The following is a 19,634-nucleotide window of genomic DNA, read 5'->3' on the forward strand; positions in this document are numbered from 1 at the left end:
GGCTTGACCGGGCGATCCAGTACTCCGAGACAGTTGTGGTTGAATCGATAAGCCGCGGCGTACTGGATGCCCCGCCTTCGCGGGGCATGACGGTGGTGGTCTAGGCGGAAGTTCCTGCGACCACAGGCGTCGCCGCCACCCCACCCTCCGCCAGATGCCGCCCGGCGATATACCCGAACGTCAACGCCGGGCCGAGCGTGATGCCCGGCCCCGGATAATTGCCATTCATGATCGAGCCCATGTCGTTGCCGCAGGCATAGAGGCCCGTGATCGGCGTACCATCCTCGCGCAACACGCGGGCCTGCGCATCAACCTTCATGCCGATCGCGGTGCCGAGATCGGCGGGATGGATGCGCATCGCGAAGAACGGCGCGCGCGCGATCGGTGCAACGCAAGGGTTCGGCTTGTGCGCGGCATCGCCGAGGTGGCGCTGATAGACGGTGCTGCCGCGGCCGAATTCGGGATCGCGCCCTTCCTTCGCACCTTCGTTGTAGCTCGCAATCGTCGCCGTGAGCGTGGACGGCTTGATGCCAATCTTCGCCGCCAGCTGTGCGATGTCAGGCGCCTCGACCAACTCGCCGCTCGCCACATAGCGCCGGACATTGCGCGTGAACGGCTTGATGCGACCGAGACCATAAGCCCACAGGAACGCGCGGTCGCAGATCAGATGGAATGGTCGGTCCGGCTCGCCATTGCCATCACGCAGCATAGCGAGCACGAACTCGTGGTAGGACAGCGCCTCGTTGACGAAGCGGCGGCCCGCGGCATTGACCGCGATCACGCCGGGCTTGGCGCGGTCGGTCACCGTATGTGGGAAGACACCGCGGCTGCCGTCGGCGCGGCGGAACAGCGAGGCGGGCACCCAATAGGCCGGGCTGGTCGTGTCCGTGTTGAGGGCAGCACCGGCCGTCGCCGCAAGCCGAAGCCCATCACCATTGCCTGCTGTGTTGGTCGCCGACACAGATCCGGCCGCCGGCGGGAAGAAGCGTTTGCGCAACGTCGCGTCATGCGAGAAGCCGCCGGTCGCCAGCACCACGCCGCGTCGCGCGGCGATCGGGCGATCACGGGCGCCATGACGGATCACTACGCCGGCGACACGATCGCCTTGCATCGACAGATCCTCGACATCCGCGCTGAAGAGGATCTCGACCTGCCGCGCGAGCAGCGAGGCGTATAATCGCGCCGCGAGCGCATTGCCGAGATGCAGCGTCGTGCCGCGCGGGCTGCGGAGCCGCTGCAACGCGTATACGGAAACCAGCCGCGCCGCGCGCAAGGTCGAACGCACCGACTTCCCGACCCGGCGCAGATGCGGAAGGTCGAGGCGATTGACCATCATCCCACCGAGCAACGTGAACTCCGGCAGCGGCGCGCGCAGCCGCGCAAAGCCCTGACCCAGCCGCGTGCCATCGAAAACCACCGGCTCCAGCACACGCCCGCCAGCTGTCGCGCCCAGCCGCTCCGGATAATAGTCCGGACAGACCTTCACCGGCTGCAGGTGCACTTCCGTGTGGGCTTCGAGCCAGGCGACTGCCTCCGGCCCGCGCGCGAGGAAGGCGGCACGCAAGCCCGCATTCGCAGGCTCAGGCACGGTGCTTGACAGGTACTGGACGGCATCGGTGATGCTATCGGTCAGCCCCGCTTCCCTCATTTTGGCATTGGCGGGGATCCAGACCATACCGCCCGACCACGCCGTGGTGCCGCCGACGAAGGCTGTCTTCTCGATCACCAGCACGCGCAGGCCTTCGACGGCAGCCACCGCCGCGGCGGTCATGCCGCCGGCGCCCGCGCCGATGACAATGACGTCGTAGGTCTCATGCGCCGGCATCATGCGGCGAGGGTCCGAGAACGAGGCATGACATCGTCATACCTCGCCCCAGCGCTCGCAGCTAGCGCGCCGGCTTGCGCTCTACGGGATCGATGTCGATCGCCCGCAGACGGCCGAGCCGCAGCACGTCCATGGCCAGCCGGCGGCCGATCCGGTCGCGGTCGAGCACGCGGATCAGGTCGTCGACGCCGTTGATCTCGACGCCATCGAGCCTGATCACGACGTCGCCGGGCAACAGGCCCGCCTTCGCCGCCGGCCCGTCCGGCTCGATCTGCGCGAGCAGCGCGCCCATCTTGTTCTCGACGCCGGCCACGACCGCGTGCCGTCGCGGGACCGGCGCGGTCTGCCCGGCGACGCCGATATAGGCGCGGCGGACATAGCCGTGGCGGATGATCTCCGACAGCACGAATTGCGCGGTGTTGCTGGCGACCGCGAAGCAGATGCCCTGCGCGCCGTTGATGATGGCCGTGTTGATGCCGATCACCTCGGCATTCGACGAGACCAGCGGCCCGCCGGAATTACCGGGGTTGAGCGCGGCATCGGTCTGGATCACGTCCTCGATGGTGCGGCCGCTGACCGAGCGGATCGAGCGCCCGAGCGCCGAAACCACGCCGGCGGTCACTGTCGACTCGAAGCCGAGCGGGTTGCCGATCGCGATCACGAGCTGGCCACGACGTAACGTCTTGGAGTTGCCGAGCGCAGCATAGGGCAAGTCGCGCACGCCATTGGCGCGCAGCAACGCCAGATCCGTATCCGGATCGACGCCGAGCACCTGGGCGTCGCCGACATGGCCTTCGACATCCCGCAGCCGGATCTCCTTGGACGAGCCGACCACGTGGCTGTTGGTAAGGACGAGTCCGTCCGGCGAGATCACGATGCCCGAGCCGAGCCCGCCGCGCTCGCGGCCGTTCGGTACCTTGGGACCGGTCTCGACGCGCACGACCGCAGGGCCGACACGGTCGGTGACGTCGATCACGGCATTGGAATAGGCGTCCAGCAGCGCCCGGTCATCGGCCGGGGCAGCCGCCACCGTTCGCGATGACGGTGCGTCATCGGCGATATCTGATGTAAAATCCAGCATGGTAGGAGTCCTTGAGGCTCACACAGATGGTGGCCTGCTCCCTCCAGCGCAAGGGACCCGTCTGGGGCGCAAGGCTGGGCTGCCCAGTGGACTGCCCAGGTGGCTAGGGCGCCCGCCGCAGCGTGCCTGCCCTCGCCTTGACTGGATCGAGCAACGACCAGTCGCCGTCCGGGAGCACATGCCCCTTCGGGAACGGCGCGCGCAGCTCCAGCCCGAGCGAACGCAGCACGCGGTCGTCGCGGTAGTAGCATTGCAAGATGACGCGGACGAGGGTTGCGGCAGCGACGCCGCCGGAGCTGCGGAGCTGCCGCGCCACGCCGTCTCGCGCGTCGGGCGCGAGGTCGGCGAGCGGCATCCCCGCGAGCCGCGCCAGATGGTCGAGCGCAGCCGCCACCGACCCGGTGTCCCGGCCGAGGGTTGCAAGGATGTCGGCCTGGATGATGTCGTCATCGGCGCCGGGGACGCGATATTCCTCGCTTGGTGGAATGATCATCGCGGCGATGGTGCGCAAGTCCTGGCGCTGCCGCGGCGTGAGGGTGAACTGATCAGTCATGGCATGCTCTCATTGGTTCTTTCCCGCCGCAAAGACGGTGCGCTCCGTCCCCCCGCTCGCGGGGGAGGGTTGGGGAGAGGGTGTCTCCACAGAGGGGCTCCCCCAGAGGAGAGAGCCCTCACCCGGCACTTCGTGCCGACCTCTCCCGCAAGCGGGAGAGGTGCAGGGAGCGCGCGGCTGCGTTTGAATGCAATCATGATCAGTCGAACAAATTGGCGAGGCGCTGCTTCATCTGGTCGGCGATGTAGAGCGCGAGGGCCTGGATGGTGGAGGTCGGGTTCACGCCGCCGGAGGTGACGAAGATGCTGCCGTCGACGATGAAGAGGTTCTTCACGTCGTGCGAGCGGCCCCATTCGTTGACGACGGAGCGCTCGGGGTCGGTGCCCATCCGCGCCGTGCCGAGCAAATGCCAGCCGCCCCACGGGATCGGCGAGTTGACGCAGATGTCGCTCGCTCCCGCGGTCTCGAGAAACTCCCGGCCGCGCGCCAGCGCATGCTCCATCATCTTCCGGCTGTTCTCGCTGATGGTGTAGTCGATCTTCGGCGCGGGAATGCCGTGACTGTCCTTCAGCACGGGATCGAGCGTGACGCGATTGTGCTCCTCCGGCAGGTCCTCGCAGATTGCGGAGAAACCCAGGCGATGGCCGTTGAGCTTGCGAAAGACGCGATGATGATCCTCGCCCCACGGCAAAATGCTCTTCTGCTCGCTGACGACGGCCTCGAACACCGGCCCTGCCCCGCGCACGAACTGGACGCCGTAGCCGCGCACGAAGCCGCGCGACAGGTCGGTGTCATACCATTCCTTGCTCCACAGACAGGTCGGCGGCGCACGGTTGGAGTCGGTCGGCTCCTTCACATAGCCGTAGATCTGCGCATAGGGGTGGAACATCAGGTTCTTGCCGACGAGACCCGACGAATTGGCAAGGCCGTTCGGGAAGCGCGAGGACGCCGAGTTCAGCAGCAGCCGCGGCGTGCCGACGCCGTTGCAGGCGATGATGACGACATGCGCGGGCTGAAACTGCTCGACCCCGTCCTTGTCGTAATAGACCACGCCCGAGGCCATGCCGTTCTCGTCGGTGGTGATCTCGCGCACGCGGCAATGGGTGCGCAGCTCGACGCCGGCGCGGATCGCATGCGGCCAATAGGTGATGTCGGTGGAGGACTTTGCGCCTTGCGCGCAGGCCGGCGTGCAATGGCCGAGATTGATGCAGCGCGCCCGGCCCTCATAGTCTGTGGTCGCGACCGTGGTGTCCGACGGCCACCAGTGCCAGCCCCGCTTGTTCATGGCCTTGCCGATGATGGCGCCGGACAATCCCATCGGCTGCTGCGGCATTGGCGGGTGGGTCAGCGGAGAGAGCGGATCGCCTGATAGACCCGACGTGCCCATGATGCGATCGTTCTCTTCGAAGAACGGGGTCAGCGCGTCGTAGTCGATCGGCCAGTCGTCGGCGACGCCGTCGAGCGTCTTCACCTTGAAGTCGGAAGGGTGCAGCCGCGGCCAGTGCGCGGTGTACATCACCGTGGAGCCGCCGACCGCATTGTAGTTCACGACCTTGATCGGCGAATTGTCGTCGTTGATCGGGTAGTCTTCGGGGCGGCCGCGGACGTTGGGGCTCGACGACCACTCGCCGTAGAACTTGGCCTCCCAGTCCCGGCCCGTGCTGGGATATTCCGCCGGGTTCATCCAGCCGCCCTGCTCCAGGCAGACGATGTGCATCTTGGTTTCGGCCAGCGACCACGCCACCGCCGCGCCCGATGCGCCGGCGCCGATGATCAGGACGTCCACGGGGTCTTTCATCGCAACCTCTTCCTCCCCCTCGCCGCTTACGGGCGATTCGGCCTTTCGCGCTCCGCGAGGCCGGCAAACGATAGGGGCAGAGCTGCGGCCGAGTAAAGCCGCAGGCCCGGAATGTCGCACTTCGCAGGGCGCAGACCATTGGTATCGCCACGTCCGGATGCTAGGAACAGGGCGCATGAGCCATCGATAGCGAGACCGCATGTCCTTCCGAAATTTCTTTGCCGCCGCCCGCGCTTTTGCGCTCGTTTTGTTTTTCATCTTGTCCGGAGTTCTGGCGTCGTCCGAGCCGGCCTCCGCCCTGACCGCTGTCGCGACGGCCCGCGACGGCAACTCCATCCAACTCGGCGACGTCACCTACCGGCTCGACGGCGTCGACGCGCCCGAGCTGGACCAGGTCTGCATCGACGATCACGCCGATCCCTGGACCTGCGGCATCGAGGCCCGCGACCAGCTGACGAAGCTGATCAACAAGCGCTCCGTGCGCTGCGACGATGTCGGGCCGGAAAAGAGTTTCGGCAAACGCCACCGCGCCATCTGCACGGCCGAGGGCGACAAGGCGACCTTGAACGAGCAGCTGGTCAAGCTCGGCTATGCCATCGCCCGCGAACCGATCAAGGCGAACGTCAAGCCGGCGGCGGCCGAGGCGAAGACGGCCGTCGCCGGGATCTGGAAGGGCTGCTTTGTTGCGCCGCAAGAATTCCGCAGTGGCAAGAAGGACGGTGCGCTGCTGGGCGCCGCCTGCCGCTCCGACCGCGACAAGGAGATCCGCGCCGTGCTGTTCCCGGACGAGCTGACGATGCCGCCGAGCTGCAGCATCAAGGGCAAGCTCGCGGTGCGTGCGCGGGTCACCGGCAATATCGGCATCTATCATTTGCGGGGCTGCCCGAGCTATCCCGCAACCACCAAGCCGGACCGCTGGTTCTGCTCCGAGGACGACGCCCAGGCCGCCGGCTTCCGCAAGGCCTATAATTGCCGCCGGCCAAAGTGAAAAATTCCTTCACGCACGCGTGAGTGGTAGTCCGAGACCGTATTGATCCGGAATTGAACTTCGGCGGGAGTTGCTGCACTTATCAAAGTGCGCACGCGCTTTGCGCGAGCGCTTCCTTGGCAGACGATCCTCATCGGATTGTCTTTGCTTGGGCGTTTCCTCCCTAGACTTGGGCCGCTTGTCACAACAAGCGGCTCTTCTTTTTGGGGGTCCCTACGTCCGCATCCGCATGATCTGGTCCATCGGCGGCATGTTCCCGTTCAGATGCGACATGATCCAGACGGTGCCGCCGACCACCAGGAAGACGACCAGCAGCCCGAAGGCCAGCGCCAGCACGTTGTTGGTGTTATCAGGGCCCGTGGTGATGTGCAGGAAGAACACCAGGTGCACGCCCATCTGCGCGATCGCCAGCACGATCAGCGCGACCGGGATCGAAGGCTGCCAGACCAGATCGGTGCCGGCGATGAAGAACGACGTCGCCGTGAGCAACAGCGCCAGAACAAGACCGACGACATAACCCAGGATCCGCTCACCGACACTATGCTGCTCTTCCTCGCCCGGCGCGAGATCGTGCCCGGTCGGAATATGCGTCTGATCGCTCATGGGGCACCCCCAAGCAGGTAGACGACGGAGAACACCCCGACCCAGATGATGTCGAGTGCGTGCCAGAACAGCGCAAAGCACATCATCCGCCGCAACACGTCGGCGCGAAAGCCTTTCGCGAAGACCTGAGCCATCATGGTGAGCAGCCAGAGCACTCCGGCGGAGACGTGCAGACCGTGGCAGCCGACCAGCGAGAAGAACGACGTCAGGAAGGCGCTGCGCGAGGGGCCATAGCCGCGCGCGACGAGATCGGCGAATTCGCGGAACTCGATAACGAGAAAGATCACGCCGAGCACGCAGGTCACGGCCATGCCGAGATAGAACCAGAACCGGTTGCGCACGTCGGCGGCAATGCTGGCCATGCCGCAGGTAAAACTCGACAGCAGCAGGCACACCGTCTCGATCGCGACGTTCCGCTGCTCGAATATCTCCGCCCCGCTGGGGCCGCCGGCGGTCTGGCCGGACAGCACCGCATAAGCCGCGAAGAAGCAGGAGAACATCACGATGTCGGAGAGCAGGAAAACCCAGAAACCGTAGGCAGTGACGATCCGCTTCGATGCGGGCCCGGGATGCTCGATGACGACCCCGATGTGATGGGGATCGGCGTGCGCATGGCCGACGGCTGCTGTCATCGACATCAGACCGCTCCCGCCATGCTGACGAGGCTGCGCCGCTCCTCGAGATTGACGCGATCGATGCGGGCAACCTCCTCCGCGGGAATCACGTATTCGTCATGGTCGCGCCAGGCGAACACGACAAAGGTCGCGAACGCGCCGAGGCCGCCCAGGATCACCATCCACCAGATATGCCAGATCAGCGCAAAGCCCATGATCGAGGCAAAGAACGCGCAGATGAATCCGGTCGGCGAGTTCCGGGGCATCTCGATGTCCTGATATTCCGGCACGTCATGTTCGAACGATTGCTGCTGTGCGCGGGTCTTCATATCCCAATAGGCATCCTCACCGCGAACATCGGGATGGAAGGCAAAATTGAACACCGGCGGCGGCGAGGACGTCGCCCATTCCAGCGAGCGGCCGTCCCAGGGATCGCCGGTGCGGTCGCGTAGCGCCTCGCGATTGCGGATGCTGACCACGAGCTGCATGATCTGGCAGATCACCCCGATCGACAGCACGGCCATTCCGATTGCCGCGACGATCATCCAGGGCCGCCACGCTGCGACGTCATAGTGCTGCAGGCGCCTGGTCATGCCGAGCATGCCGGCGATGTAGAGCGGCATGAAGGTGACGTAGAAGCCCGTGAAGGTGAACCAGAACGCGGCCTTGCCCCAGCGCTCGTCGAGGCGGAAGCCGAATGCCTTCGGAAACCAGTATTCGAAACCGGCGAAGGCGCCGAACAGCACGCCGCCGATGATGACGTTGTGGAAGTGCGCGACCAGGAACATGCTGTTGTGGAGCATGAAGTCCGCCGGCGGCACCGCGACCAGCACGCCTGTCAATCCGCCGATGATGAAGGTAACCATGAAGCCGACCGACCACAGCATCGGAGTCGCGAAGCGGATGCGGCCGCCATACATCGTGAACAGCCAGTTGTAGATCTTCACGCCGGTCGGTATCGCGATGATCATGCTGGCGATGCCGAAGATGGCATTCACGTCCGGCCCTGCGCCCATGGTGAAGAAATGGTGCAGCCAGACCATGAAGGAGACGACACAGATCGCCATGGTCGCGAGCACCATCGAGCGATAGCCGAACAGCGCCTTGCCCGAGAAGGTCGACACCACCTCGGAGAAGATGCCGAAGGCCGGCAGCACGAGGATGTAGACCTCCGGATGTCCCCAGGCCCAGATCAAATTCATGAACATCATGACGTTGCCGCCGGCTTCATTCGTGAAGAAGTGAAAGCCGAGGTAGCGGTCGAGCAAGAGCATCGCGAGCGTCGCGGTGAGGATCGGAAACGCGGCGACGATGAGGAGGTTCGAGGCCAGCGTGGTCCAGCAGAACATCGGCATGCGCAGATAGTTCATGCCCCTCGTGCGCAGCTTCAGCACCGTGGTCACGAGATTGATGCCGGCGACCAGCGTGCCGACACCGGATATCTGCAGCGACCAGGCGTAATAGTCGACGCCGACGCCCGGTGAATAGGACAATCCCGACAGCGGCGGAAAGGCGAGCCAGCCGGTGCGCGCGAACTCGCCGACTACCAGCGAGATATTGACCAGCAGCGCACCGGTCGCGGTCAGCCAGAAGCCGACCGAATTGAGCGTCGGGAAGGCAACGTCGCGGACGCCGAGCTGGAGGGGCACGACGAGGTTCATCAGCCCGATCACGAACGGCATCGCCACGAAGAAGATCATGATGGTGCCGTGCGCCGAGAAGATCTGGTTGTAGTGCTCCGGCGGCAGATAGCCCTGCGACTGGAAGGCGACCGCCTGCTGGATCCGCATCATGATGGCGTCGCTGCCGCCGCGCAGCAGCATCACCGAGGCCAGCAGGATGTACATGACGCCGATGCGCTTGTGATCGACGCTGGTGATCCATTCATCCCAGAGATAAGGCAGATGTCCCTTCACCACGACCCAGATCAGCACGGCGAGGATCGCAACCAGCACCACCGCGCCGGCAACGAGCGGAATGGGCTGGTCGAACGGAATGGCCGACCAGTCGAGCTTACCGAGCATCGTGGCCTCCACTGTGCGGCCGGCCGGCAGCCGATATCAGCTCGGGTCCGGGCCCTGGCGGAATGTGCTGGGTTGCGATCAGGTCGAACAGGCGCGGGTCTTCCAGCCGATAGGTCGGCCGGCCCCGCTCGATGCCCTGCTGCATCAATGCCTTGTAGCTGGCCTCGTTCAGCACGGCATCGCTCTTCGCCGTGGTCGCGACCCAGTCGGGAAACGCCAGCGGCGAGATCACGTTGACGTCGAACATCATGTCGGGAAAGCCGTCGCCGGAGAAATGCGCCGACAGGCCTTGCAACTTGCCCTCGTTGTCGGCGCGCAGGTTCAGCCGCGTCACCATGCCGTTCATGGTGTAGATCATGCTGCCGAGCTGCGGGATGAAGAACGTGTTCATCACGCTCGACGACGTCAGCTGGAAATTCAACTCGGCGCCGGCCGGTACCGTCAGCGTGTTGACGGTGGCGATGCGCTGGTCCGGATAGATGAACAGCCATTTCCAGTCGAGCGAGACGGCCTGGATGCGCACCGGACTGCCGGTCCCCGGCACGGGCGCTGCGGGATCGAGCTTGTGCGAGCCGATCCAGGCGACACCGCTGAGCAGGATGACGGTCAACGCAGGTATCGACCACACCACCATTTCGACGCGGCCGGAATAGACGAAGTCCGGCTGGAAGCGCGCTTTTGTATTGGAGGCGCGAAACCAGAACGCAAAGGCCAGGATCGTGACGATGGTCGGGACCACGATCACGAGCATGATGAAGACGGAATCGACCAGGATGGTGCTGTTGGCCGCAGCCACAGGCCCTTGTGGGTCGAGCAGATTCATCGGCAAGCCACTGGCGATTGGGAAGCCCCGGGAGAGAGCCTAGCGCGGAAAAGGCTCCGCAACAAACGCGGCGACTTCGGAACGGTTCCTGAACCGCAGGGGCAGCCATGCCCGATGAGCCGGCCGCAGCATGCAATTCCATGTGATGTCAATGACATGAACGCAGGAGCCGCGCCCTTCTCGCCGGTCGGGACGATTGCTAATCTGCACGAAAATAATGAGATGTACCGATCCAGGGAGTGAGCTGAGATGCGCTTGAAGGACAAGGTTGCCATCGTCGTCGGCGCCGGCCAGAGCCCGGGCGAAGGCATGGGCAATGGCCGCGCCACCGCGCTGACCTTCGCGCGCGAAGGCGCCAAAGTGCTGTGCGTCGATCACCACCTCGAGTCGGCGCAGGAAACGGTTGCGATGATCACCGCAAAAGGCGGTACCGCCGCCACCTTCAAGGCCGACGTTACCAAGTCAGCCGACATCAAGGCAATGGTCGCGGACGCGCAAATGCGCTGGGGCCGGATTGACGTGCTGCACAATAATGTCGGCGTCAGCCTGTCCGGCGGTGATGCCGAATTGCTGCAACTGACCGAGGAGGCGTTCGACCGCGTCGTCGCCATCAATCTGAAGAGCTGCATCCTGGCGGCGAAAGAGGTGATCCCGATCATGCGCGCGCAACGAAGCGGCGCCATCATCAACATCTCTTCGATGGCAGTGATCACGACGTATCCTTATGTCGCCTACAAGGCGACCAAATCGGCGATGATCGCCTTCACCGAACAGCTCGCCTACCAGAACGCCGAATACGGCATCCGCGCCAACGTCATCCTGCCCGGCCTGATGAACACGCCGATGGCGGTCGATACCCGCGCCCGCGAATGGCACAAGACCCGCGCCGAGGTCGAAGCCGAGCGCGACAGCAAGGTGCCGCTGCGCAAGAAGATGGGAACGGGTTGGGACGTCGCGAACGCCGCGCTGTTTCTGGCGTCCGACGAGGCGGGCTTCATCACGGGCGTGACGCTGCCGGTGGATGGCGGCGCCAGCGTGAGGCGGGGGTAGGTCTTTCATCTTGCCTTCTCCCCTTGTGGGAGAAGGTGGCGCGAAGCGCCGGATGAGGGGTTCTATCCGCGCACACCAATGGCGACGTCACGCGCGGAGACATACCCCTCACCCGTCTCGCCGCTGCGCGGCGAGCCACCCTCTCCACAAGGGGAGAGGGTGCACCATCATCACGGTGCGCTCGTCACCCGCCAGATCGTGCCGTTGCCATCCTCCGACACCAGCAGCGATCCATCCTTCGCCACGGCAACACCGACCGGCCTCCCCCACACCTCCGTGTCGCTCACCACGAACCCCGTGACGAAATCCTCGTACTCGCCGGTCGATTTTCCCTCCCTCATCCGGATGCGGATCACCTTGTAGCCGGTGCGCTTGGAGCGGTTCCAGGAGCCGTGCTCGGCGGCGAAAGCGTCGCCCTGGTACTCCGATGGAAACTGCGTGCCCTGGTAGAAGGTCATGCCGAGCGAGGCCGAGTGCGGCTGGATCAGCACGTCGGGCACCGTCACCTTGTCCTTGAGGTCCGGGCGCGCGCCGGCGTGGCGCGGGTCTTCGTTGCCGCCGATGTAGAACCACGGCCAGCCGTAGAACGCGCCCTCCTTCACGCTGGTGACGTAGTCGGGCACGAGATCGTCGCCGAGACCGTCGCGCTCATTGGTCGAGCACCAGGGCAGACCGGTCTGCGGCTGGACCGCGAGGCCGACGCAGTTGCGGATGCCGGTGGCGTAGATCTTCCGCTCCTTGCCGTCAGGCGTGAAGGCCAGCACCGCCGCGCGCTCGGTCTCGCTCGCCCACGTCGCGCCAAGCGGCTGCGCCTTTGACCACGCGTCCATCCCGCCCGGCGGCGTGCCCATGCCTTCGGCGACGTTGCTGAGCGAACCGACCGAGACCAGCATGCGCTTGCCATCCGGCGTGAAGACGATGTCGCGGGTGGAATGGCCGCCGTCATGCGGCAGGCTCGCCACGATCGTCTCCGCCTTGCCGCGCGCCTTGAGGTCGCCGGCCTGGTAGGGAAAGCGGACGACGCTGTCGGTGTTGGCGATGTAGACCCATTGCGGATTGTCGCCGTTCGGAAAGAAGGCGATGCCGAATGGCTGCCGCAAGCCGCCGGCAAAGACCTCGTTGGTCGCGACCTTGCCGCCCTCTCCAGCGCGAAGCACGCGGATGGTGCCAGCCCGCGTCTCCGCGACGAAGACATCGCCATTCGGCGCCACGCGTATGATGCGCGGCGCGCGCAGCCCTTCGGCGAACAGCTCGATCTTGAAACCCGGCGGCACCTGCGGCGAGGCATCCGGCGGCCGCGGCACCACGCGCGCGAAGCTCGCGGACGAGCGCGTGGCGCCGGGCCTGACGAGATCCTGCGGCCGGATGAACCTGACCAACCCGGGCTTGTCAGACTGCCAATCGCCATAGGCGTCCTTGCCCTGCAGCGGCGACTCGGCCCGGACAGAAGCCGCAACCGCAACCAGTAGCGCCGCAGACATCGCCGTCGTCGAAATCCTGGTCTTCATGTCGTCTTCCTCCCAGCCTGCACATCCGCGGCATCAACGCAGATCACCCCGCGATTGGCCTGCGACCGGCAAAGCGCCTGCCGCATCCCACATCAGCTCATGCCCGCACGATGTGCATCAGCCGCGGCCCATCGTACTGGAAAACATCATGGATAGGTGCAACACATTGCAAGGGAGCGGCCGCCGGTTGCGGTCATCAAAGCTGCGGCGTCCATGTCGCACCTGATGGGGTGATCATGTGGGGATCCATCATATCGGAATGGGCGAGCCTGCTGCTCCGCTGGCTGCACGTGGTCGCCGCGATCGCCTGGATCGGCAGCTCCTTCTACTTCATCGCCCTCGATCTCAGCCTGAGGCCGAGGTCTGACCTGCCTGACGGCGTGCAGGGCGAGGCCTGGCAGGTCCATGGCGGCGGCTTCTATCGGATCATGAAATACCTGGTGGCGCCCAGCCAGATGCCGGACGAACTGACCTGGTTCAAATGGGAGGCCTACACCACCTGGCTATCCGGCTTCGCGCTGATGGTCGTGGTCTATTATCTCGAGGCCGATTTGTTCCTGGTCGACAAGTCGATCCTCGATCTCACGCCGTTCCAGGCCGGCCTGTTCAGCTTCTGCAGCCTGGCGCTGGCGTGGCTGCTCTACGAGGCCGCCTGCCGCAGCGGACTGGCACAGCGCGAGCTGCCTTTCGCCATCGGCGGCTATCTGTTCCTGGTCGCGCTCACCTATGCCTTCACCCATGTGCTGAGCGGCCGCGGCGCCTTCAACCAGATCGGCGCGATCATCGGCACCATCATGGTCGCCAACGTCTTCACGCTGATCATCCCGAACCAGAAGAAGATCGTGGCCGCGCTGGTCGCGGGACAGGCGCCCGATCCGAAGCTCGGCAAGGCCAGCAAGGAACGCTCGGTCCACAACAACTATCTGACGCTGCCCGTGGTCGTGCTGATGATCAGCAACCACTATCCCCTGCTCTACGCGACGAAATTCAACTGGATCATCGTGGCGATCATTCTGGCGCTGGGGCCGGTGATCCGTCATTTCTTCAACGAGGGTCATGCCGGGCGCAAATCGCCATGGTGGGTCTGGGGCGTAGCAGCGATCGGCGTGATCGCGATCCTCTTCCTCTCCGCCGCCGGCCCGCGCGAGGTGAAGACGGGCGCGCTGACGACGCCGGTCACGGTCGCCAATGTCGAGGAGATCGTGATGTCCCGCTGCAGCATGTGCCACGCGGCCGAACCGGTCTGGGCCGGCATCGTCACCGCGCCAAAGGGCATTTTGCTCGACGCGCCCGAGCACATCCAGCGCAACATTCGCCTGATCGGCCGCGTCGCCGCCTGGTCCAATGCAATGCCGCCGGGCAACATCACCGAGATGACCAGCGAGGAGCGCGCCATCCTCGCTGCCTATATCGAGCAGGCCCGCTAAGGCCGTCATGCGTCGATAGCGCATTTCGCGGAACGAAATTCCGCATCTCCCACTGAATTGAAAATGACTTGACCGCCCATCCGGCGTAGACAGGGACGGCGGCCGCTGGTGCGGTCCAATTCAGTTTGCATCCGGGGATAAGAACAGTGGCCCTCAAAAACGTCATCGGTATCGACCACGCCGTGGTCATGGTGAAGGATCTCGACAAGGCCGCCGAAAACTATCGCCAGCTCGGCTTCACCATCTCCCCGCGCGGCACCCACAGCGCGCATATGGGCACCGGCAACTACACCATCATGTTCGACCCCGACTATATGGAGCTGCTCGGCGTGCTGGTGGCGACCGAGCACAATGCGCCGGCCCGCGCCTTCGTCGAGCGGCATGGCGAGGGCATCGAGCGCATCGCCTTCACTGCGGTCGACAGCGCCGCCGGCGCGGAGGAGATTCGCGCGCGCGGCCTGACGCCGATCGGCCCCACTGATTTCGAACGCCCTGTCACGCTGCCTGATGGTACGATCTCGGCGGCGAAATTCCGCACCTTCATGTGGCCGGCCGCGGAGGCGCCAGGCGGCGTGCGCATCTTCGCCTGCCAGCACAAGACCCGCGAGACCGTGTGGATCCCCGAGCTGATGAAGCACGCCAATGCGGCCAGGCGGATCAAGCAGACGCTGATCGCAACGCCGGAGCCGGCGAAGGACGCCGCCTATCTCGGCCGGCTGATCGACCGCGAGCCGAAGGCGGAGGCCGACGGCGCCGTGACCGTGCCCTCCGGCGGCGAGCGCGCCGATTTCGTCTATCTGACGCTGGACCAGCTCGGAAAGCGCTATCCCGGCGTCCCGCTCGCGGGCCTCTCCGAGCGCGGCGGTGCCGCGCTGGTGCTGGTCAGCGGCGATCTCGCGGCAACCGAGACAGCGCTGGGGTCGGCCGCCGTGCGCAGCGGGACCGCAATCTGCGTGCCGCCGGCCAAGGCCAACGGCACCCTGCTCGCCTTCGTTGCCGGCTGATTTGAACTAATTCTTTAACGCGTGTTTACCCGGCGGCTCTAGGATTCCCGGAAATCCAAGTCGCCGGGACCAGACGCATGTTCAAAGAGGGATCGCCGATCGCCTACGACGCGCCGGCCGAGCTGAAGAAGTGGCCGTCGCTGAAGGGCGAGAGGCAGAAGGATCGGGGCCCGCCCTATCTCGTCTACAACGGCACGCTCGCCGACTGCGTCCGCGAGCTCATGGACAAGCCGATCAAGGGCATCTCGCTCTATGACATCATGACGAAGCCGCAGGCCGCCTTCGACCAGACCGTGCTGTCGCCCGGCGATGCCGCCGAGATCGCGATGCGCAAGGATTTCCCCAAGGCGTAAGCGCCGCCCGTCCACGCAACATCGCTCACAGCGCCGCAGTCCCTGCGGCTCTCGTAGATCCGCGGGCCGACGGCGCATGTTCAGCCGTGGGAACACCGTACTAACACCGGGCGCCCTTCGGAATCGCAGCTTCGCCGCAATTACGGTTAATGAAGTCCTCGTCACCGGCGCAGGCGCCGGTTGTTCCCCCACAGTTCGAGGACTCTTCCCGAGATGCGATTTCTCGTCGCGGCTTGCGCTGCGTTCCTGATTCTGATGTGCGACGTCGGCTCATCGCCCTCCCGGCAGGCATCGAGCTTCGACAACGCCACTCCGAAAGCCGATCGCGCCCCCGCGCTGGTTCCCCTGGTTGATCTCTTCCTCGCGAGCGTGCAGGCCATTGAGCTGGCGAATGCGCGCGCGGCTTACGAGGAGACGATCGAGCCGCCACGCACCATCGAAACCGTCGTGCAGGCCCCGGCTTCGCCGACCGAGCCATTCTGTCACGCGCTGAGGGAAGCGGCTGAGGCCAGCGGCATTCCCGTGCCGTTCTTCGCGCGTCTGCTCTGGCAGGAGAGCCGCTTTCGTTCCAACGAAGTCAGCGCGGCCGGTGCGCAGGGCGTCGCGCAGTTCATGCCGGAGACGGCGGCCGAAGTCGGACTCGACGATCCCTTCGATGCCATGAAGGCGCTGCCTGCATCCGCAAAATTCCTGCGCAAGCTCCGCGACGATTTCGGTAATCTCGGTCTCGCCGCGGCCGCCTACAATGCTGGGCCTGGTCGCATCCAGAAATGGCTCGCCAGGGAGAGCGAGCTGCCGCGCGAGACGCGTGACTATGTCCGCATCATCACCGGCACGAGGGCTGAGGACTGGACCGAACGCTCGGAGGCCCTCGCAATCAGGATCGACCTGCCGCGCGAGGCGCCATGCGAAGGCATCGGCAGCCTCTCCAAGACGAAGGACGTTGCCTGGGTTCCGGTGAACCTGACACCGTCCGTCGTCACCATCATGCGCAGGGCCGAGCAGATGGCGGCGCGCCTCTCGGCAAACCGTGCGCGCAAGCGGTTCGCGTCCCTGCTGCGCAAGAGCGCCTCAGTCCACGGCAAGGCGCGCAATATGATTGCGGCGCGCGCGGCCGGAAAGAGCGTCAAGGCCCGAGCGATCCGTGTAGCATCGCGCGAGCGTTCCTCGAGCTGATGCGAGCCGGAAGCCGCTCGGATGAGCGGCTTCCAACGGCATCGAGGCTAGTCGATCTCCTCGATCACGCGACGTTCGCGAGGCTCGATGACGTAGGTCCGCGTATCGCGATGGATATAGCGATATTCCCGCAGGTCTGGCGCGTCGCGATAGACCGTGCTCGGGAATTCCTCGACCTCGACAGTCTCGGGGACGCGGTCGCCGACATGGATCTCGGTGCGTGCGGTGCTGCCGGTGGTCCGCGCCTCGCTCCGCCCCTCGGTGCGGGTCTTCGCATGCTTGCGGATCACCTCGCGATCGCGATCCGAGAACTTGCTCGCGCTGCGCTCGCGCGTGGTCGTCGTCGCCGTGGACTGCCCGGAATACGGCAGCACCGTCACGATCTTGTAGCTCGCGGGATCGACCACCACGATCTGATCCTTCACCAGCGCAAAGCTGTAGCCGCGATATTGCGGCACGATCTCGACGACATCAGGCGGCAGCGTCGAGAGGTGCATGTCGCGAGGCACCACCGTGCCGACGTTCAGTGAGAAATTGACATTCGTCAGCGGACGCACGTTCAGGTGCGAAATCGAGGCGCTGATCTTGGTTTCCTGCTGGCGGTTGAGATTGACGTCGGCGGCAGCCTGTGAACTGGTTCCCGTCCGCTCGCCCTGGGCCTGGTTGCTCGCTGGTGCATTCGGCGCTTGCTGAGCCTGGTTGGTTCCGGTCCCACCGGGCGCCTGCTGCGCCTGGTTGCTGTTGTTCGACGGCGGATTGGACCGATCCTGCGCCTGGTTCGTTGCCGGTGGATTGGCACCCTGCTGGGCTGCCGGCTGATTCCCGGTCGTGCTCGAGTTTGCGGCCCCGCTTTGCGGCCGCGAGGACGTGTCGGTGCTGTTGGCAGCGTTTGAGGTGCCGGAGCCGGTGTTGGCAGGCGGTGTGGCGCTCTGTGCGTTCTGCGCCGATGTCGGCGATTGCTGCGGCTGCGATGTGGACTGCTGCGGGCCAGCAGCGCCTGATGGCGCGGCGGTGGACGGAGCGGCGGAATTCGATTGGGATTGCGGCGTCTGCTCGGGCTTCGTGTTCGTACTCGGCGATTGCGCAAAGGCGGCGCTTGCCAGCACCAGCCCCAGTGCGCTTGTTGCCAACAGTCGGATCATGCTTGTCTCCCTTTGTCCGGTTCAACTTTGGCTACTAACCGGCGCTGGGAAGCTCGGTTCCAGTTTTTCCCGACCCAAGGCTGCAGGGAACTTGCGATGCCATCGAAGAGCGCCGGGATCATCGCTTACCGCAAGCGCCGCGAAATCGAAGTTCTGCTCGTGCATCCCGGAGGGCCATTCTGGCGCAACAAGGATCTCGGCGCATGGTCGATCCCGAAGGGCGAGTACGCGGACGGAGAAGACGCAGAGATCACCGCCCGGCGTGAGTTTGCCGAGGAGCTGGGACTTGAGGTCGCGATTCCGCTGATCGCGCTTGGTCAGATCAGGCAGCGCGGCGGCAAGATCGTCACCGCGTTCGCGGTCGAGCTCGATATCGACGTCGGCAGCATTCGCAGCAACACGTTCGAGATCGAATGGCCACCGCGCAGCGGCAAGCGGCAGCACTTTCCGGAAGTCGACCGCGCCGAATGGTTCACGGTCGAAGATGCGTACCAGAAGATCAACGCAGGACAACGCCCGCTGCTTGATCGCCTGGCACAGCTCGCGGGCGGCGGATAGGCGCCGCCTGCATCAAGATGCCGCGCCGCTGCTGAACGATCTCGGCTATCGCAAGCCGATCCTGTGGCTCTAGCTTCCCCTACTCCGCCTTGATGTTCGCGGCAGCGACGACCTCGGCAAGCTCCTTCGTCTCCTTCGCGATCTTGGCAGCGTAGTCGGCCGGGCTGAGCACGCTGACCACACCCTGCGAGCCGAGCTTCTCTTCGACCGCCGGATCCTTGGCAGCAGTGACGATCTCCTGGTGCAGCGTCTGCAGGATCGGCGCGGGTGTCGCCTTCGGCATGAAGAATCCGACCCAGAACGAGATGTCGAAGCCGGGATAGCCGGCTTCCGCGACGGTCAGCACGTCAGGCAGCGCCGGCAGCCGCTCGGCCGAGGACACCGCGAGCGCGCGCAGCTTGCCGGCCTTCACCAGCGGCACGGCGGAGAGCGGATCGAACACCGCGAGCACCTCCTGCGCGAGGATGCCGACCTCGGAGGCCGCGCCGCCGCGATAGGGCACGTGGATCAGCTTGATGCCGGCCTTCTGGGCGAGCAGCTCCATGGCGAGATGGGCGAGGTTGCCGTTGCCGCCCGAGCCATAGGCGAGCGCGCCCGGTGCCGCCTTCGCCGCCGCAACGAGATCGGCGACGGACTTGATGTCGGCTGTCTTGGGATTCTCCGGATTGACCACCAGCACCAGCGGCGCCGACACGACGGTGGTGAGCGGCGCGAAATCCTTCTCCGGATCGTAGCGGATATCTTTGAACAGCGTCTTGTTCAGCGTGATGGTGGAGGAGTTGCAGGCGAGCATGGTGTAACCGTCGGCGTCAGCGCGCGCGACGCCTTCGGCCGCGATCATCCCGTTGGCGCCGGCGCGGTTCTCGACCACGAAGGGCTGTCCGAGCTTGTTGCCGAGACGATCGCCGACGATGCGCGCGACCACGTCGACCGGCCCGCCCGCGCTGAAGCCGACCATGATCTTCACCGGCCGCGACGGATATTTCTGCGCGAGAGCCTCGGTCGTCAGCGCCGCGGCGCATAGTCCGGCGATGAGCGCCAGCAGGCGGGCCGTTCGTTGCATTCGTTTCTCCCCAACCTCTTTGGCGCCGCTTGTGCATGTTTGTT

18 protein-coding genes are annotated in these 19,634 nt (G+C 65.2%); 7 read left to right on the top strand and 11 right to left on the bottom strand.

What is annotated here, in order from left to right; genetic code table 11:
* Window positions 1-100 precede the first annotated feature (100 nt).
* From QA649_RS33335 to QA649_RS33350, 4 genes are all read right to left on the bottom strand, one after another.
* A complete protein-coding gene (locus QA649_RS33335) occupies window positions 101-1,828 on the bottom strand; it encodes an FAD-dependent oxidoreductase (RefSeq protein ID WP_283020933.1) in 1,728 nt (575 codons plus the stop codon).
* A gap of 58 nt (window positions 1,829-1,886) precedes the next feature.
* On the bottom strand, window positions 1,887-2,906 hold the full coding sequence (locus tag QA649_RS33340) for a trypsin-like peptidase domain-containing protein (RefSeq protein ID WP_283020934.1): 1,020 nt from the start codon (window positions 2,904-2,906) through the stop codon (window positions 1,887-1,889).
* Window positions 2,907-3,009: 103 nt separating this feature from the next.
* Window positions 3,010-3,459, bottom strand: a complete 450-nt coding sequence (locus QA649_RS33345) for a hypothetical protein (RefSeq protein ID WP_283020935.1) — start codon at window positions 3,457-3,459, stop codon at window positions 3,010-3,012.
* A 199-nt stretch (window positions 3,460-3,658) separates the two neighbouring features.
* Window positions 3,659-5,257 (bottom strand): GMC family oxidoreductase, encoded by a 1,599-nt coding sequence (locus QA649_RS33350; RefSeq protein ID WP_283020936.1) that lies wholly within the window; start codon window positions 5,255-5,257, stop codon window positions 3,659-3,661.
* 199 nt (window positions 5,258-5,456) lie between these two features.
* Between QA649_RS33350 and QA649_RS33355 the strand changes: the two genes are divergently transcribed.
* Complete coding sequence (locus QA649_RS33355; protein ID WP_283020937.1) at window positions 5,457-6,245, top strand: thermonuclease family protein; 789 nt, start codon at window positions 5,457-5,459, stop codon at window positions 6,243-6,245.
* Window positions 6,246-6,458: 213 nt separating this feature from the next.
* Here the strand turns inward: QA649_RS33355 and cyoD are convergent, their stop codons facing one another.
* Genes cyoD through QA649_RS33375 form a run of 4 tightly spaced genes read right to left on the bottom strand, consistent with a single transcriptional unit; the run spans window position 6,459 to window position 10,309 of the window.
* Window positions 6,459-6,848, bottom strand: a complete 390-nt coding sequence (gene cyoD, locus QA649_RS33360) for a cytochrome o ubiquinol oxidase subunit IV (RefSeq protein ID WP_018646144.1) — start codon at window positions 6,846-6,848, stop codon at window positions 6,459-6,461.
* The gene (locus tag QA649_RS33365; protein ID WP_283020938.1) at window positions 6,845-7,486 is read right to left on the bottom strand and encodes a cytochrome (ubi)quinol oxidase subunit III; all 642 of its coding nucleotides are present in this window, start codon (window positions 7,484-7,486) and stop codon (window positions 6,845-6,847) included. The genes cyoD and QA649_RS33365 overlap by 4 nt, the downstream gene beginning before the upstream one ends.
* Window positions 7,486-9,486 carry a cytochrome o ubiquinol oxidase subunit I gene (gene cyoB, locus QA649_RS33370; RefSeq protein ID WP_283020939.1) on the bottom strand — a complete coding sequence of 667 codons (2,001 nt, stop codon included), beginning with the start codon at window positions 9,484-9,486 and terminating at the stop codon, window positions 7,486-7,488. The genes QA649_RS33365 and cyoB overlap by 1 nt, the downstream gene beginning before the upstream one ends.
* A complete protein-coding gene (locus tag QA649_RS33375) occupies window positions 9,476-10,309 on the bottom strand; it encodes a cytochrome ubiquinol oxidase subunit II (protein ID WP_283020940.1) in 834 nt (277 codons plus the stop codon). The genes cyoB and QA649_RS33375 overlap by 11 nt, the downstream gene beginning before the upstream one ends.
* 249 nt (window positions 10,310-10,558) lie before the next feature.
* On the opposite strand from QA649_RS33375, the gene QA649_RS33380 reads away from it, so the two are divergent.
* Window positions 10,559-11,359 carry an SDR family NAD(P)-dependent oxidoreductase gene (locus QA649_RS33380; protein WP_283020941.1) on the top strand — a complete coding sequence of 267 codons (801 nt, stop codon included), beginning with the start codon at window positions 10,559-10,561 and terminating at the stop codon, window positions 11,357-11,359.
* Window positions 11,360-11,529: 170 nt separating this feature from the next.
* Here the strand turns inward: QA649_RS33380 and QA649_RS33385 are convergent, their stop codons facing one another.
* A complete protein-coding gene (locus QA649_RS33385; protein WP_283020942.1) occupies window positions 11,530-12,867 on the bottom strand; it encodes a sorbosone dehydrogenase family protein in 1,338 nt (445 codons plus the stop codon).
* Between the two features lie 236 nt (window positions 12,868-13,103).
* Here QA649_RS33385 and QA649_RS33390 point away from each other — a divergent pair, with 236 nt between their 5' ends.
* The 4 genes from QA649_RS33390 (at window position 13,104) to QA649_RS33405 (ending at window position 16,827) form a co-directional block, all read left to right on the top strand.
* The gene (locus QA649_RS33390; protein ID WP_283020943.1) at window positions 13,104-14,294 is read left to right on the top strand and encodes a urate hydroxylase PuuD; all 1,191 of its coding nucleotides are present in this window, start codon (window positions 13,104-13,106) and stop codon (window positions 14,292-14,294) included.
* A 146-nt stretch (window positions 14,295-14,440) separates the two neighbouring features.
* Window positions 14,441-15,298 (top strand): VOC family protein, encoded by an 858-nt coding sequence (locus QA649_RS33395; protein ID WP_283020944.1) that lies wholly within the window; start codon window positions 14,441-14,443, stop codon window positions 15,296-15,298.
* A 77-nt stretch (window positions 15,299-15,375) separates the two neighbouring features.
* On the top strand, window positions 15,376-15,651 hold the full coding sequence (locus tag QA649_RS33400) for a hypothetical protein (protein ID WP_018646136.1): 276 nt from the start codon (window positions 15,376-15,378) through the stop codon (window positions 15,649-15,651).
* Window positions 15,652-15,864: 213 nt separating this feature from the next.
* Window positions 15,865-16,827, top strand: coding sequence for a lytic transglycosylase domain-containing protein (locus tag QA649_RS33405; RefSeq protein WP_283020945.1), 963 nt, complete (start codon window positions 15,865-15,867; stop codon window positions 16,825-16,827).
* Between the two features lie 47 nt (window positions 16,828-16,874).
* Here QA649_RS33405 and QA649_RS33410 read toward each other — a convergent pair whose 3' ends face one another.
* Window positions 16,875-17,969, bottom strand: a complete 1,095-nt coding sequence (locus QA649_RS33410) for a DUF1236 domain-containing protein (RefSeq protein ID WP_283020946.1) — start codon at window positions 17,967-17,969, stop codon at window positions 16,875-16,877.
* 96 nt (window positions 17,970-18,065) lie between these two features.
* Here QA649_RS33410 and QA649_RS33415 point away from each other — a divergent pair, with 96 nt between their 5' ends.
* Window positions 18,066-18,527: an NUDIX domain-containing protein gene (locus QA649_RS33415; RefSeq protein WP_283026158.1), complete on the top strand. Its 462-nt coding sequence runs from the start codon at window positions 18,066-18,068 to the stop codon at window positions 18,525-18,527.
* Between the two features lie 79 nt (window positions 18,528-18,606).
* On the opposite strand, the gene QA649_RS33420 is transcribed toward QA649_RS33415, so the two are convergent.
* Entirely contained in the window at window positions 18,607-19,590 is a 984-nt protein-coding gene (locus QA649_RS33420; protein ID WP_283020947.1) for a tripartite tricarboxylate transporter substrate binding protein, read from the bottom strand.
* Window positions 19,591-19,634: the final 44 nt, after the last annotated feature.

This window comes from Bradyrhizobium sp. CB1717 (genome assembly GCF_029714325.1).
In the GTDB taxonomy this organism is placed as follows: Bacteria; Pseudomonadota; Alphaproteobacteria; order Rhizobiales; family Xanthobacteraceae; genus Bradyrhizobium.